The organism is Aureimonas pseudogalii, from assembly GCF_014196835.1.
GTDB classification, from domain to species: domain Bacteria; phylum Pseudomonadota; class Alphaproteobacteria; order Rhizobiales; family Rhizobiaceae; genus Aureimonas; species Aureimonas pseudogalii.
Map to the genome: position 1 here is coordinate 1 of NZ_JACIEK010000008.1, position 15625 is coordinate 15625.

The window sequence follows — 15625 nt, forward strand, 5'->3', positions numbered from 1 at the left end:
GCCGATCTTCCCCTTCGATGAACCGACCCATGCCGACCTCCCCCAGGTGAGATCACAAGTCTAGCTCAAATCAGGGTTTTGACACAGCCTCGGTCACGCAACGCGACCACGGCGGGGGCGGTCGCCGGCCGCGCCGTTGGGGCGGCCAGGAGGGAGCCGATCCAAAGTCGGGCCGCAGCGGGGTTTGCCGCAAACAAGCGGCCCGCGGCCCCTCGCACCCGTCAGCCATGGTCGTGGATCACGACGCTCGGTTCCTGAGGATAACTTCCCCTGCCACTGGAACGCGTGCCACGGGTCGGCTTAGTTTCGGGGCCCACGGAGGTGCCGATGGTTCGCAAGGTCTTCTTTAGCTTTCACTACAAACGCGACGTTTTTCGGGTCATGCAGGTACGCAACTCCTGGGTCGTGCGGGCGGACGGCGAGGCGCAGCCGTTCTATGACAAGGCCGAATTCGAGGAGGCGAAACGTCGCGCCGGCGGCATCGAGAGGTGGATCGACGACCAGATGAGGGGGACCTCTGTGACGGTGGTGCTGTTCGGTGCGGAGACCCAAAGCCGCAAATGGGTGAACCATGAGATCAGGCGCAGCCACGACCTCGGGAAGGGAATCCTTGCGATCGACATTCACAAGGTGAAGGACCCAAGACTCGGGGTCGATGCCCGGGGGCTGAACCCGCTCGACTACTGGTCGGCCGGTGACGGCCCCGGCGCGACGCCGTTCAATCGTCTCTACAGCACGTACGACTGGGTGGACGACGACGGCTACCGCAACATGCCTGCCTGGATCGAGGCGGCGGCGCGGGCCTCGGGACGTTGAGGCTGCGATGAGCGTCTACGAACTCGCCATACTCGGCAGCGCCACGGCGGAGGACCGGCGGCTCCTGACCGGGACCCTGGGCACCCTCCTAGCCGAGTTCGACCTCGTGATCGGCGACGACGTCGCGGTCCGCGACGGACGGAGCGTCGGGGACCGGAACGACGCAGTCGCGTTCGCCGCCGCCTACTTCGGCGGGGACAACGCGGACGACGACGGCCCGGCGGCCGACCTCGTGCGCGCCAGCGTGCCGGTGATCCCGACGGTCGCCGCGGACGGGGACTTCGGGCGCGAGATCCCACCTTTCCTCCAGCCCGCCAACGGACTGCGCCGCAGGGCGGACGATCCCGGGATGAGGGAGCTCGCGACCGCGCTCCTCGAGTGCGTCGGGCTGCTGCGGCGCCAGCGGCGCGTGTTCGTCAGCTACCGCAGGATCGAGTCCCGGTCCGCCGCGGTCCAGCTTCACGACCTCCTCTCCAGCCGCGGCTTCGAGGTGTTCCTGGACACCCACGACATACGCCCCGGCGAGCCGTTCCAAGAGGTCCTCTGGCACCGCCTCGTCGACTCCGACGTCATGGTCATGCTGGACACGCCGGGATATTTCGACAGCAAGTGGACACGGCAGGAGCTCGGGCGCGCGAGGGCGACCGACATCCAGGTGCTGCGGGTGGTCTGGCCCGCCCACGTGCCCAACAAGCTCACCGACATGGCCGAGACGATCTACCTCGACGGGAACGAGCTCGAGGGCCCGGAGGGACCGATCGTCGACGAGGTCGCCGACGGGATCGTGCTCGAGGTGGAACGGCTTCGCAGCCGCAGCATCGCCGCGCGGTACATGGCGATCACCGGGAAACTGAGGGCGGACGCGGAGAAGATCGGCGCCATCGTCGGGGGCATCGGTGCCCATCGGGCCATCGCCCTGGATTTGCCGGACGGCAAGAAGGTCTGGGCCTATCCGGTGGTCGGCGTGCCGACCGCGGAGATCCTGAACGACATCGCCGAGAAGTCGCGACGGGCCGACCAGCGGGAGATCCCGGTCCTCGTCTACGACCACGTCGGGATCCGCGAGGCTTGGGGCGCCCACCTGAAGTGGCTTGACGAGAACATCCGGGCCGTGCGCGCAATCAAGGTATCGGAAGCGGGCTGGACGCTCGCGGCCTGGGAGGCTTGAGCGTGGAAGACGTCATTTTCCTGTCGGCGAGCGTGCCGGACCAGAAGCGGGCGCCCCGACACGCGTCGACCGCCGACAGCGTCGCGATCTGTTCCGCGGTCTCGGCGCTGGTCCACGTCACGCTGGGCCGGCGCGTCCTCGTCTGGGGCGGTCACCCGGCGATCACTCCCATGGTCTGGGTCGTGGCGCAGGACGTCGGGGTCGACTACGGACGCTGGGTGCGGCTGTACCAGTCCCGCCATTTCGCCGATCAGTTTCCCGAGGACAACCAGCGCTTCCGGAACGTGACCTACACCGACGAGGTCGCGGGCGACCGGGACAGGAGCCTCGCCGCGATGCGGGAGCGGATGTTCTCCGAACACTCCTTCAAGGCGGCGGTCTTCATCGGCGGCATGGGCGGCATCGTCGAGGAGTACGAGATGTTCCGGCGGCTCCAGCCGAAGGCCGCAGTGGTCCCGGTCGTCTCGACGGGCGGGGCGACGCTCGACGTGGCAGAGCGAGCCGGCGACCTTCCCGTCGAGCTGTCGAGGGAACGGGACTACGTCGCGCTCTTCCATCGACAGCTCGGGATCTCCGTGAGGGAGGAGCGCTTCAGCACCCCCGACGTCCAGCCCGCCGATCCGGAGCTGCGGTATTGGCGGCCTGGGAACCAGACCTGAGGGGGCGCCATGGCTTTCCTTCGAAGGGAGGACATGCGGGCGAGGGCGCACCGTCGGGCGGGCACGCTCGGGGTGGGCGTGCTGGAGTACCTATGACGGGTCGCCCGACGGCGCCTCGACCGCTACGACATCTTCCTCTCGCAGACGACGCGGGACGCGGAGATCGTGCTCGGCGTCTACGACCTCCTGACGTCGAAGGGCTACGCCGTCTTCTGCGACTGGATCGACGCGCCCGAGGCAGGCCGAAGCCAAATCACGCCCGCGAACGCAGCGTTCGTGAGGGCGACGATGAGCGTGAGCGACACGCTGCTGCTCCTAGACACGCAGGGAGCGGACCAGTCCCTCTGGATGTGCTGGGAGCTCGGATGGTTCGACGGGGCGAGGGCCCGCGTGGCCGTCCTTCCGGTGCTGTCGGAAAGCGAGCGCTACTACCGGGGCCGCGAGTTCCTGGGACTCTACCCCTATGTCGAGCTGGATGCAGACGGGCGCTTGAAGGTCGTCCCGCCCGTCGTGGCTGGGCCGAGCGGCATCAGGATCATCGAGGCGCCGAACTCGACAGGCTTCGACTCGTGGCGGGACGATCCGAGCGACACTATGAGGCCGCGCGTGGTCGGCGGCTACGGGCGGTAGCTTCCGGGCCGGCCGAGGCGGTGGTGGCGGTCGACGATCGCCGCGCCCGGCCGGATTGGTGGCACAGGTGCTGGAGGAGTTTCTCGACCCGCCACACGAGCGCGTGCTCGTGGCCGGATCGAAGCGACGAAGGAGGCCCGTGACGACGGCCTCTTCCGGGCTCCAGCGCCCGAAGTCGCATCCGCATTCGATGAAACGTGTGTTCCAGACCAGCGATCCGCTGAACCCGGCACGAAGTTCGGATGCGGCGCAACGAGGAGCGGCGGCGGTCGATGGGTGTCCCGAACACTTCCCGCTGTCGACGACGGACGGCGTGGTGGAGGGAGCCGCGGGCATCTCGGGGCATTTCGCCCCGGTCACGCTCGCCCATCATGCCCTTCGGGCGCCTACGCCATCTCACTGCGCCAGCGCCGACGCGGCTTGAAGGCTGCCATCGCCCAACTCTGCGCAGTACAGCGCCTCGGCGAAGGTGATCGCCAGTCGGTCAACCGGCGTCGTACAGCACTCCGACGATCTGGCGCGCCCTAACCATTAGGGGAACGTCTCTCGAGCCTTCAACCGCCTCGGTCGCAACGACCAGCGATCCCCCGAGTCCGCCAATGGTCTCGAACTGTCTGAGATGCGACAAGGATCCTGGCAGCCGGGATCCGACGCGCTTGAAGATGCTCTTCCCATCGTCCAGAGTCACCGCAACGAACTTTCCCTCCCACTGGTCCAGGTCGGCGGCGGACAGTTCGGCGCCGCCGAGGACAGTCTGGCCCGGCAGAACAAGCGGTACTGCACTGTCCTCCTTGACGCGGTATGCGATCTGCACGCGGCGGAGTTCGGGGACGTCGTCGACCGCGGCCGCCTCGTTCCGAGCGCCCTCCGGTGGCGGCATGTCCGTGAACACCGCTCCCACGACGCGATGCAGACGAACCTTGCTCTCGTCGAACGTCATCGTCGAGCGGCTCCTGCGCGGATCCGGCATCTGCGCGGACAGGGACACGCCGGTGGCGCCGGGCGCCCTCACCATCCGGCGGGCCATCAACTGGCCCTTCGTCTTTGCCACGACGAGGTTCTGGTCACGGCCCGGATACGGGTCGGCCTCCACGATCACGACCGAACCGGACGGGACGGCAAAGCCGAGCGAGTCGCCGCGGACGTAGAAGAGGGCCTTGTTGTCGAACCAGCTACCGTCGACCGTCTCCGTCGGCATGTCCTGCGACCCCTCCGGGCCGAAGCTGCCAGAGAAGGCAGCGAGATCGGGACACACGGGCACGGAGAAGGAAGGCCGGCGCATGGCGGGGAACGGGACGACCGATCCGGTGCCTTCCTCCGCGGGAGTGAGCGGCTCCCGCCACCTGTGAAGGCGGAACTGTTCGTGCACCTTCTCCACCTCGGTCCGCAGGCGGTGGAAGGCGTCGCGCACCGACAGGACGTCGGCGTAGCCGATCGAGGCCTTGTCGTGGTGTGACTGGTTCAAGATGCGGCGCGGGGCCGCGCCCTCCGCGAGCGCGGGATCCTCCGCGAACCGGCGCACGACGGCATGTGAGAACAGGTCGTCGCCTCCCGATGCGACGAGAGCGCGCAAGCGGTCGACGAGCGTGATCAGCGTCGGTGCCCGCGTTTGCCCTGCGTAGGCGGGATGGACCGCGTTGTCGAAGAGGTCGCCGAGCCTGGCCTCCATGAACACCCGCAGGTCCGAGGCGTAGTCCTGGGCATCGCGTGCCGAATCCGGGTTGGAATCGAAGGCATGGCGCTTGCGGTCGACTTCCTCCACGGCAGGGGCGAGGGCAACGGTGAGACGGTTGGCGTTCACGGGGTGAACGGACAGGTGCAGGACGCGGTCGTCGCTTCGGCATTCGGCGACCAGCGAGCGGGCGAACTTGCGGTCGTGGGTCGTCACGAGGATCTGTGCGCCGCCCGCGGCCAGCGAGGACAGGCCCCGGGCCAGGCGTTCTTTGTTGTCGTTGTCCAAAAGCTCCTGCGGGTCGTCGAGGCACAGGAGTGCCAAACCGCCGCGCGTCGCCAGCACGTGCTCACGGAAGGCCATGAAGAAACCGAGGACGGCGGCACGGAGCGAGGACGCATTGGAGACGTGCTGGGCGGGCGCGGTGACGCCGAGGCGGCCCGCCTGCAACGCCAGGATCCCGCTCGCGTCCATCCGCGTGTCCGCGAGGGAGGGCGAGAAGGTCGTCGGGTCCATGAAGAACATGCGACGCCAGTGATCTGCGCGCCGGTGCAGGCGCTCGCGCAGGAGGTCGACCTGCGCCTGCGCGAGCCCGCCGAGCGGCACGAGTTCCCCAAGCGCTGCGGCGGTGCGCTGGCAGAGAGCGATCCTGCCCCGCTTCGCCTCATGGTTCGCCTGTATCCTCGCCAGCCGACCGACGAGGTCGATCGCCGAGTTGAGCGGGACGGCGTCCCGAACCATGTCCCGTAGCGCGGACAATCGCCGACCGACGGCCCTCGACGGCTCCTTCCCGCCCTCGTTCCCGTCCCGAACGGCGATGCAGGCTGATCGCACGGCGGCCGTGTTGGCCCGTAGCCAGTCCGCAAAGGCCACTGCGCGCACGACTGCGTCGATGGACGTCTGCAACGTCGCGGCCTGGCGCGCCACGGACGGCGGAAGCGGGCGGCGCGTCGGCTCGTCGAACGGAGGAAGCGCCTCCAGGCATTCCTTCACGAGGTCGGCTGTGTCTGTCCGCAGCGGGGAAAGGATCCCTAGGAAACCCTCGGTCGCGAACAACTCGTCGACGAAGCCCTTGCGCAGAAGTTCCGCCGGCGAGGCGGGGAGGGATTTCTTCGCTTCGGATGCGAGCGCCTCCGGCAGCTTGTCCGCCAGCGCACCCCGCCAGTGGATGGCCCAGTCTGCCACGGCATGCGCCAGAAACTCGCGTTCCGCCTCCGCCAGATGCGACCCAACCGCCGCGCCGCTCTCGGGATCGGTGACGCCGTCGAGCGACCGGATGCAGACTGGACAGGTGTCGTCGACGTGCCCGTGCTCGCGCATCCATGATGAGACGCGGGCATAGAGCTGTTCCCTGCGTGCGCGGTCGGGACTCGCCGCCATCTCGTCGATGGCTCTTGCCTGGCCTTCCAGTTCCGAAAGGAGGGCGAGCGTGTCCTCCCGCGCCGACTCGTCGACCTTAAGCGACGACAGCCGCTTGATCGAGGGCAGGTCCGCGAACTTGGCGACTTGGTCCGCGGCCGGGCCTACGTCCTTCTCGAGTCCGTCACGGTCCGTCTTGCTCTCGGGGTCGAATCCATCGCCGAGGACGTTGCGCGCGTCTCCGAACGCGTCCGCTTTCAAGGATCCGAAGAACTCGGCGGCCGCCGCGAGGCGGTCCCGGGCATCGGCGTCCGCCGGCTGGGAGAGGCCTCCCCATCGACGCATAGAGGGAGATGTCTCCACGATCCTGTCGAGATCGCCGGCGGCCTCGACATGGTGCCGAGCTATCTCTCCCACATCCTCGACCAGCTCCTCGACCAGCTCCTTGACCATCTGCTTGCCAGCGCGCTCGGCAACCTTCCCCGCATGTTTGGAGAGGTCGACGAGCGCGGCAAGGCCGGTGAGGCGAGCGACGGCCTCGCCCAGCTCCGACGCGCCGCCGACGGCGAGGTGCGGTATGAGGGCGGGCATCACCGTCGGGATGCGCCAGGCCACGGGGTCAAGGCCGACCGCATCGAGGTCGGGCTCCTCCTCCACGAGCTTGCCGCGGGAGGTGCGCGCCTGCTTCCTCCTCAGGGGTGCCAGAAGTTCGCCGTCCTCATCCGCGAACGTTACCTCGACCCAGGTGTCCGCAGGCAGCGGCGTCCCGTCGACGGGAAGGGTGTCGGTGGCCCTGGGCATCGGGGTGACCGACGAGCTGTCGTGCTTCGTGGTCGTCCCGCCGCGGTCGACCTCGCACGGGTATTCCGCCGTCCCGGGCCCTGGCTGCCGCTGGGAACGGATCAAGTGGCCGGTCAGACACCACAGACCGCGTTCGCGAGCGAGGTCTTGCCGGACCCGTTGACGCCCTCCAGTAGGGTGACCGGCTTGCCTGCGTCGAAGACGAAATGCGTGTCCTCGCCCGTGCAGCCGTACGAATGGAGACCCGCAAACCGATGCGCTCGGACCCTCGCTAGCCGAAGCACCCGCGTCGGGCGGGCCACCGCGGGCGGCCGTTCCGAGCGCGCGGGCGGCGGCGCGGCCCCGACGGCGTCGACAATTGCGTCCGCGTCGTCGCCCCGCAGATTGCCGGACCATTTGTCGCGGTTGCGGCGGTACCAGTCGAGGGCCGAGCGCGGCCCGTCGTCGAGCGCCAGCGTCGGCCCGTTTTCCAGCGCGACGGTCCGGCCGCCGATCAAGTCGTCCAGCAACGTCTCGATCGTGAGGAGGTGGAGGGCGACTGCCGTCCGCGGGAGGTCGTTCATGCGAATCATCCTTTCGTGCGGCATTCTCGACTTCGGGTTGCGTTCGTGTCCACCGCGCGGGAACGCTCGCCCGAACCGTGACCCGGGCGGCGCTCCCGTGGTTGGCTGATGTTTCGGTCCTGTGGAGGGGACAAGCCCGGCTCGTGCGCAGATTGCGTCCGCGAATCCTATGCGCTCTAGTCGACCGAACTTCTGTCCTGTGAGGATTCGATGTCCGAAGCCGAGACCGCCTCGATCTACCAAAGCAGCCTTCCGATCGAGGAGAAGCTGGAGCGGGCACGGACCGAACTCCTCGACCTCTCGGCCCGCAACCGCCTCCTGAACGTGCCGCGCATGTCGAAGGCGGCGAAGACGATTGACGTGGTCGACGAGCGATCCGCGGAGGTCTATCGACTGCTCGCCAAAGACGCGAAGGCGTTCACGTTCGCGGCGGGCCGGCCCGACCGCGGCGCGTCCGGTAAGGGGAACGAGACGGAGGAGGAGGACTTCGCCGCCGTCGACCTCGCGCTGCCGGAGGACGTCGACGAGGCGCTCGACGAGCAGGGCCGCGCGAAGCGGCACCTCGACACCAAGCTTCAGACGCGGATGACCCCCAAGGGCCTCCAGAAGCGACTCCTCGACCTCTACCACGACGCCCGGACGCTGGAGGAGGAGCAGGGCGTGAATGTCCTCTTCCTCGCGCTCGGCATGCTCCGCTGGGTCGACCCGAACAACAAGGAGAACATCCGCCACGCTCCGCTCGTCCTCGTGCCGGTCAAGCTGGAGCGCGGCACGGCCGGCGAGCGCTTCCGCCTGCGGGTTCGGCCGGAGGACCAGACGTCGAACCTCTCACTCGAAGCCTACCTCGACCGCGTCCACAAGCTCCGTCTTCCGTCCTTCGAGGGCGGCGACGAGTTCGACCCCGACGCCTACTTCCGGGAGGTCACCGAGGCCGTCTCGACGAAGGACGACTGGTCCGTCCTGCCGGACGACATCGTCCTCGGCTTCTTCTCGTTCTCCAAGTTCCTGATGTACCGGGACCTCGATCCCGAGAACTGGCCCGCCGACGGGCGCATCACCGACCAGTCGACGATCCGGTCGCTCCTGTCCGATGGTTTCGACGCGGGCGAGCCCCTGCTGTCGGAGGACGAGAGGATCGACCGCCACATCGATCCTGCCGACATGCTCCACATCGTCGACAGCGACGGGTCGCAGACACTTGCCGTCCACGACGTCCGCCGCGGCCGCGACCTTGTCATCCAGGGGCCGCCCGGGACGGGCAAGTCCCAGACGATCGCCAACGTCATCGCGTCGGCCGTCACCGACGGGAAGACCGTCCTGTTCGTCGCCGAGAAGATGGCGGCGCTCGAGGTCGTCAAACGCCGCCTCGACAACGCCGGGGTCGGCGACGCCTGCCTCGAGCTCCACAGCAACAAGGCGAACAAGCGGGGCCTCCTCGAGGAGCTGCGCCGGACATGGGAGCTCGGCTCGCCACGCGGCGAGTTCCCGTCGAGCCTCGCGGCCAAGCTCCGCGAGGCTCGCGACGTCCTGAACCTCCACGCCGAGCGCATGCACGTGTCGCACGCTGCGTCGGGCCTGACGCCCTACCAGGTATTCGGCACCCTGACGAAGCTGCGGCAGGAGGGACAGCGGCCGGTCGACTTGACGCTCGCGGGCGCGACGGGCTGGACGCCCGACGGTTTGTCGGCGCGGCGACGCCTCCTCGTCGAGCTGACCCAGCGCGTCGACGAGATCGGGTTGCCCGTCCGCCACCCATGGCATGGAGTCGGCCTCGACCTCGTCCTGCCGACGACCCTCGAACGGCTGCTGCCGCGCATCGAGGCGCTCCGGTCGGCCGTTGCCGAACTCGAGATCGAGTACGAGGAACTGGCGGGGACGCTGGAACTGGAGCCGAAGCCCGACACCTTCGCGGCGGCAGCCACCCTGTGCGAGCGCGCGGACATCCTGGCCCGTGCGCCCGACCTATCGCCTGAGGCGCTCCGGGCCGGGGCTTGGGATGATCGGTGCGGGGCGATCGCCGCTCTCGTGACCGCGGGCGCGGACTTCCGGCGGCAGGGTGAATCCTTGGGCGACGCGGTCCATCCGTTGGCGCTCGGCACCTCCATCGAAGGACTGGAGGCCCAGCTCGCCTGGCTGCCGCGCGACTTCCCCGCGGCGGCGTTCGGCCGGGCCGCGGAGCTCGTGGACCTGCTTCCGCGCCTGCGTGCCGAGGCCGACCGGCTCGCCTCCGAACTCGGTGTCCCGGGCCCGGTCGACACGCTCGCCGCCGTCTCCCGCCTCATAACGACGGGCGAGCGCGTGGCCGCCGCCCCCGACGCCAGCCCCGAGGCCTTCGCGGCCACTGTCTGGGACCAGGGCATCGAGCAGGCGGGCGACCTCGCGGAGGCCGTCGAGACGCTCGAGCGCGCGCGCGCGACGATGGGCGACCGAATCCTCGACGTCGCCTGGACGACCGAGGTCTCTGCCGCCCGTCAGGCGCTGGCGACGAACACCGGGTTCCTGAAGTCGCTCAACGGCGACTACCGGAAGGCGAAGGCGCTGGTCCGCTCCATCCTGCGCAACCCCGACATGCCGACGCAGGAGGTCGTCGACCTCCTCGACACGCTGACGAAGGGGCAGGCCTCCGCCAGGCGTGTGCGCGACGACGACGCCTTCGGACGCTCCGCGTTCGGCGCCGACTGGCGCGGCGAGCGCTCCGCGTCCGCTCCGCTTCTCGCCCTCGTCGCCTGGATGCGCACGCTGCGTGGCCTCGGCGCGGAGCCGCGCCTCATCGCCGGACGGCTCGCCGAGCGTCAGGTCGTGGGCGAGCACGCCGCGCTGGTCCTTCGTCACGTCGACGTCGCCAAGCCGCTGCTCGAGACGCTCTGGACGAACCTTGGCCCCTCGGCCGGCCCCGCGTTCGCCGACGCCGTATCTGCCGACCGCGCGTCCCTCGACCTTGTCGAGGCCCGGGCCCGCAACCTCGCCTGGGCCGATGGCCTCTGCCGCGAGATCATGCGCACCGTTCCCGATGGCCTCCCCGACCGCCTTGGCGTCGTCGCGCGCGTCGCGGCTTGGCAGGCGGCCGCCCGGTCTCTCGACGAGCGTGCCGACCTCGGCGGTGAGGCGTTCGGCCCCGCTTGGCGAGGCAAGGATTCGGACTGGAACGCTCTGGCGGCAGCCGTCGAGTGGATCGGGGCGCACGGCGACCTTCGGCACCTCGCCGCGCGCCTGCCCGACCGAGCCGCGGTCGCGGAGCGGGCGGGACGTGCCGTCGCCGCATCCGACGCGGCGCAGGGCACGCTGGCGGAGGTCGCCGCCTTCCTGATGGCCGACGCCCGGAGCCTGTTTGGCGCCGACGGCTACGGCGACGTGGCGCTCGCGCGTTGCTGCGAACGGATGGAGGCCTGGCTCGACAACTCCGAACAGCTCTCGAAGTGGGTTTCCTACCGCGACCGGGCCGACCGTGCACGCGCGGACGGCATGTCCGTGTTCGTCGACCAACTCGAGGACGGCCGCCTGTCGACGCCCGAGACGCTTCCCTCGTTCGAGATCGCGTACCACGAGGCGATCCTCGACGAGCTGATCCGGGCCAATCCCGAACTCGGCCGCTTCGACGGCAACCTCCACGGTCGCCAAGTGCGTGAGTTCGCGAACCTCGACCGCGAGCGCATCAAGGCGGCGAGCCTCGAGGTGGTGCGCGCCCACCATCGCCGCATCCCGCCGCGCGACGGCGGCGTCGGTCCGGTCGGCATCCTGCGCGGTGAGATGGCCAAGCGCAGCCGCCACATGCCGATCCGCCAGCTCATGCAGAAGGCGGCCCCCGCCGTCCAGGCGCTGAAGCCGGTCATGATGATGAGTCCTCTGTCCGTCGCACAGTTCCTGACGCCGGGCAGGCTCACCTTCGACCTGCTCGTCATGGACGAGGCCTCGCAGATCCAGCCTGTCGACGCGCTGGGCGCCATCGCCCGCGCCCGGCAGGTTGTCGTTGTCGGGGATGAACGCCAGCTCCCGCCGACCAAGTTCTTCTCGAAGATGACAGGCGGGGGCGACGAGGACGACGACGAGGACGGCGCGCGCGTCGGTGACATCGAGAGCATCCTCGGGCTGTTCACCGCCCGTGGCTTACCGCAACGCATGCTCCGCTGGCACTACCGCAGCCGCCACCAGTCGCTGATCGCGGTCTCCAACACGCAGTTCTACCAGAACAAGCTCTTCATCGTGCCGAGTCCCTATACGACCGAGGCCGGGATGGGGCTGCGCTTCCACCACGTTCCCGACGGTGTCTTCGATTCCGGCGGCACGTCCGTGAACGCCGTCGAGGCGAGGGTCGTCGCCGAGGCGGTCATCCGGCACGCCAAGACGAACCCCGAGCAGTCGCTCGGCGTCGCGACCTTCTCGGTTTCCCAGAGGCGGGCGATTCAGGACGAGGTAGAACTCCTCCGCCGCCTGAACCCCGACACAGAGGAGTTCTTCCACTTCCATCCGTCGGAGCCGTTCTTCGTCAAGAACCTCGAGAACGTGCAAGGCGACGAGCGCGACGTGATCATGATCTCGGTCGGCTACGCCAAGAACGCGCAAGGCACCATGGCCATGCGGTTCGGCCCCCTCGGGGCGCAGGGCGGCGAGCGGCGCCTGAACGTCCTCATCTCTCGCGCCAAGCGGCGCTGCGAGGTCTACGCCTCGATCACCGACGAGGACATCGACGTCGAGCGCGGCAAGGGTGCTGGCATCCTCGCGTTCAAGCTCTTCCTCCACTATGCGAGGACGGGCCGGCTCTCCATCGCGCAGGCCACCGGCCGCGACATGGACAGCGTGTTCGAGGAACAGGTCGCGAGCGCGCTCCAGGCGAAGGGCTACCAAGTCCATCCGCAGGTTGGCATCGCCGGGTTCTTCATCGACCTCGCCGTGTCCGATCCCGAGCGCCCGGGGCGCTACCTAATTGGCATCGAGTGCGACGGCGCGTCCTACCATTCCTCGCGCTCGGCCCGCGACCGTGACCGCCTGCGCCAGGCGGTGCTGGAGGACCACGGCTGGATCATTCACCGCGTCTGGAGCACTGACTGGTTCCAGCGCCCGCAGGAGCAGCTCGATCGCACCGTAGCCGCGATCGAAGCGGCGAAGGCGAAGCTGGACGAGCGCATGGAGCGTGGCCTCGCCGCCCATCGCGCGGTGCCGATCGAGATCGTCACGGTCGATCGCGGCGAGGTGACGGAGGTCGGGCTCGGCGACGCCGTCCCCGAGGAGCGCGCGGCTGCCACGGCCTACGTCGAGGCGACGTTGACCCGCCCCGGACCGTATGACCTGCACGAGACCCCCGTCGGGCGGATGGCGGACCTCGTGACGCAGGTCGTGCAGGTCGAGTCCCCCGTCCACGTCGACGAGGTCGTCGCCCGCGTCCGCGACGCGTTCGGGCTCCAGCGCGCGGGCGCACGGATCCAGGCTGCCGTCGAGCAAGGCGTCGAGCGGGCGGTGGTGCATGGCGGTATCGTGCGCACGGGCGACTTCCTCTCGGACGCCGACGCTACCATCGTGGTACGCGACCGTCGCAACGCGTCGTCCGGTGGCCTCCGAAAGGTCGAGATGCTTCCCCCGTCGGAACTTGAGACCGGGGTTCTCGCGATCGTAGTCGAGAACCTGGGTGCGACGGACGACGAGGTCGTGCGCATGCTGTCGCGGATGGTAGGACTTCGGTCGAGCAACTCGCAGCTCAGGTGGGCCATCGTATCGGTGATCGCTGACCTGATCGACAGGAAGTTGGTCGACAGGAAAGACGGGATGCTCGTTGCGAGCTCTGCACCGGTCTCTGGATTGGCCGCGACGGTGGTCAGGCGGGAAGGCGCCGACGGAACGACTGGAGGCACCGGATCGGTCGGCGGCCCGGAGACGGAGGACGCTTCGAATGCCGGGGACGTCCGAGACGGTGCGGTTTCCCATGCATCTATGGAGGCCTGACCGTTGACCGGTGCCAAGGCCAGGTTCCAGGTCGACACGCGCCTCGCTCGCCTTTTGGGTGAAGGGTATCGATCAAGCGAGCTCGCGCTGCGTGAGCTCGTCGACAACGCTTGGGACGCGGACGCGCCCAACGTCTGGGTCACGCTGCCCGAGGCTCTCAGCGGGGATCCCGTCGTCGTGCGCGACGACGGCGTCGGCATGACGTCGGCGGCCTTGCGCAATGAGTACCTGAAGATCGCCGGCGACCGACGTCTCCGAGCAGGTGCGGTCACGCCTGGACGCAAACGCAGGGTCAAGGGTCGCAAGGGCATAGGCAAGTTCGCGGGACTCCTCCTCGCGGGCGAGATGCGGATCGATACGGTGTCCGGCGGCGTGAGGAGCAGCGTCCTTATCGACAAGCGGATCCTGCTCGAAACCGATCGGGACCTCGAGACCGTCGACCTTCCGCTCGAGGAGACCGTGGCTGCGCCGGGTGAGAAAGGAACGACCGTCACCTTGTCTGCCCTCGAGGACCGTCTGAACTTCCCGGTTGCGGACAAGCTGCGCGAAATCCTCGTCCGCGAGTACGCGCGGCAGGACGACTTCTCCGTCAGCGTCAACGGAAAGAAGCTGACGATCGAGGACGTTCCCGGGACTACTTCCCGAGCAGCGGAGAACCTCCCCGCCGCCGGGGCGGTCGACCTGCGTTTCACGGTGGCAGGAGGCAAGGGCAAGCATGGGCGTCCTGGCATCGTCGTTCGGGTCGACGGGAAGAGTGTGGGCGAGCCTTCGATGTTCGGACTCGAAGAGGACGAGGATATCCCGGGCAAGTTGGCGCGCCGGGTCTTCGGCGAGATCGAGGTCAACGGGAACGACGACTTTGTTGCCGCAGACTGGGGCGGGCTGAACGAGAGCAGCAAGGCCTACGCGGAGATAGCCGAGTTCGTTCGCCGGCAGGTGAAGGCTGCCCTGAAAGCTGCGTTCGCAAACGACATGAGCCTTCAGCGCGCCCGCATCGCGAAGCGGCTCCAGGAGCGCATCGCCGCACTGCCTGAGTTCAGGAGAAAGTATGCGGAGGAGGCCATCCGCCGGATACTCGTCCGTTTCTATGAGGAGAGTGCCGACCGTATCGAGGCCATTGCCGACGTCGCGCTCGACGCCATCGAGTACGATGCCTACTGGGACATCCTTCAGCGTATCAGCGCCGCGAGCAAGGCCGAGGTCAGCGACTTCGCGGACTCGCTGGCCGAATTCGGGATCTTGGAACTCTCCGCCATCGGCCGGCAGGCATCCGTGCGGCTTCGCTTCCTCGACATGCTGGAGGAGCTGGTCCTGCGGAAGGAGACGCTGGAGGCCGACGTCCACAGGGCGATCGAGACGAACCTGTGGGTCCTCGGACGTGGCTACGCGACGATGTCTTCCAACCGGACTTTGCGGGACATCCTGCGGCGCTTCGGCCGCGACGAACCGGAAGCGTTGCGGGCGGCCAAGCGGCCGGATCTTCTCCTAGGCCAGGCGTCCGACGGCACCAAGACGCTCATCGAGTTCAAGCGTCCCGCGCACGCCATCGACCGCAACGACGTCGCACAGGCGGAAGCGTACCGGGACGATCTCGGCCGTCAGCTTCCGTTGGGGGGCATCCGTATCCTGATGCTGGGCAGAGGGCCGCTTGCGACACTGGACGTGACGAGGCTCGCCCCCGATGTGCAGATCCAATCCTACCTCGGACTGATCTCGTCGGCGCGCGACGAGCTGGAATGGATCCTGAAGGGCATCGGCGACTGACGCGCCGCTGCGTCCCGATGTTGCCGGCCGTAGGTATGGCCAAAAACTCGGATGCGTGCGGAACAGCGTATGCGCGTCCTCACCCCTTTGCCGCTGCCGCAGGCGGACTACCGCTCCCGGCTTCGTCGGCGGCACTCTCTACTCATCTGCAACTGCCGCCGCTGTCCGGTAACGCAGACTTGATTTCTGTGCCAAGGAAAAACCCTAACCTGAGGAGAATGGGTAATTTCGGCTTTGCCGTACTTTGCGAGGTCCTGGC

The 15625-nt window shown here is 68.4% G+C and carries 9 protein-coding genes; 7 read left to right on the forward strand and 2 right to left on the reverse strand.

Annotation, left to right across the window (positions count from 1 at the left end):
• Nucleotides 1–327: 327 nt before the first annotated feature.
• The 5 genes from GGR04_RS14470 to GGR04_RS14490 all read left to right on the forward strand — a co-directional run bounded on the left by GGR04_RS14470 (nucleotide 328) and on the right by GGR04_RS14490 (nucleotide 3697).
• Nucleotides 328–816: a TIR domain-containing protein gene (locus tag GGR04_RS14470; protein ID WP_183200647.1), complete on the forward strand. Its 489-nt coding sequence runs from the start codon at nucleotides 328–330 to the stop codon at nucleotides 814–816.
• 7 nt (nucleotides 817–823) lie between these two features.
• Entirely contained in the window at nucleotides 824–1984 is a 1161-nt protein-coding gene (thcB4, locus tag GGR04_RS14475) for a Thoeris type III anti-phage system protein ThcB4 (RefSeq protein ID WP_183200648.1), read from the forward strand.
• 2 nt (nucleotides 1985–1986) lie between these two features.
• A complete protein-coding gene (thcA, locus tag GGR04_RS14480; RefSeq protein WP_183200649.1) occupies nucleotides 1987–2643 on the forward strand; it encodes a Thoeris type III anti-phage system protein ThcA in 657 nt (218 codons plus the stop codon).
• A 165-nt stretch (nucleotides 2644–2808) separates the two neighbouring features.
• On the forward strand, nucleotides 2809–3273 hold the full coding sequence (locus GGR04_RS14485) for a hypothetical protein (RefSeq protein ID WP_183200650.1): 465 nt from the start codon (nucleotides 2809–2811) through the stop codon (nucleotides 3271–3273).
• 58 nt (nucleotides 3274–3331) lie between these two features.
• The gene (locus GGR04_RS14490) at nucleotides 3332–3697 is read left to right on the forward strand and encodes a hypothetical protein (protein ID WP_210291805.1); all 366 of its coding nucleotides are present in this window, start codon (nucleotides 3332–3334) and stop codon (nucleotides 3695–3697) included.
• Nucleotides 3698–3757: 60 nt separating this feature from the next.
• On the opposite strand, the gene GGR04_RS14495 is transcribed toward GGR04_RS14490, so the two are convergent.
• The gene (locus tag GGR04_RS14495) at nucleotides 3758–7105 is read right to left on the reverse strand and encodes an ATP-binding cassette domain-containing protein (RefSeq protein WP_210291806.1); all 3348 of its coding nucleotides are present in this window, start codon (nucleotides 7103–7105) and stop codon (nucleotides 3758–3760) included.
• 113 nt (nucleotides 7106–7218) lie between these two features.
• Nucleotides 7219–7668 (reverse strand): ATP-binding protein, encoded by a 450-nt coding sequence (locus GGR04_RS23715; protein WP_210291807.1) that lies wholly within the window; start codon nucleotides 7666–7668, stop codon nucleotides 7219–7221.
• A 210-nt stretch (nucleotides 7669–7878) separates the two neighbouring features.
• On the opposite strand from GGR04_RS23715, the gene GGR04_RS14500 reads away from it, so the two are divergent.
• Both GGR04_RS14500 and GGR04_RS14505 read left to right on the forward strand, forming a co-directional pair.
• Nucleotides 7879–13602 carry a DUF3320 domain-containing protein gene (locus GGR04_RS14500; RefSeq protein WP_183200652.1) on the forward strand — a complete coding sequence of 1908 codons (5724 nt, stop codon included), beginning with the start codon at nucleotides 7879–7881 and terminating at the stop codon, nucleotides 13600–13602.
• A gap of 3 nt (nucleotides 13603–13605) precedes the next feature.
• The gene (locus tag GGR04_RS14505) at nucleotides 13606–15366 is read left to right on the forward strand and encodes an ATP-binding protein (RefSeq protein ID WP_183200653.1); all 1761 of its coding nucleotides are present in this window, start codon (nucleotides 13606–13608) and stop codon (nucleotides 15364–15366) included.
• Nucleotides 15367–15625: the final 259 nt, after the last annotated feature.

Coding starts and splice junctions, on each gene's coding strand:
- GGR04_RS14470 (WP_183200647.1), top strand. CDS start 328: ATGGTTCGCAAGGTCTTCTTTAGCTTTCACTACAAACGCGACGTTTTT.
- thcB4 (WP_183200648.1), top strand. CDS start 824: ATGAGCGTCTACGAACTCGCCATACTCGGCAGCGCCACGGCGGAGGAC.
- GGR04_RS14495 (WP_210291806.1), bottom strand. CDS start 7,105: ATGCCCAGGGCCACCGACACCCTTCCCGTCGACGGGACGCCGCTGCCT.
- GGR04_RS23715 (WP_210291807.1), bottom strand. CDS start 7,668: ATGAACGACCTCCCGCGGACGGCAGTCGCCCTCCACCTCCTCACGATC.
- GGR04_RS14500 (WP_183200652.1), top strand. CDS start 7,879: ATGTCCGAAGCCGAGACCGCCTCGATCTACCAAAGCAGCCTTCCGATC.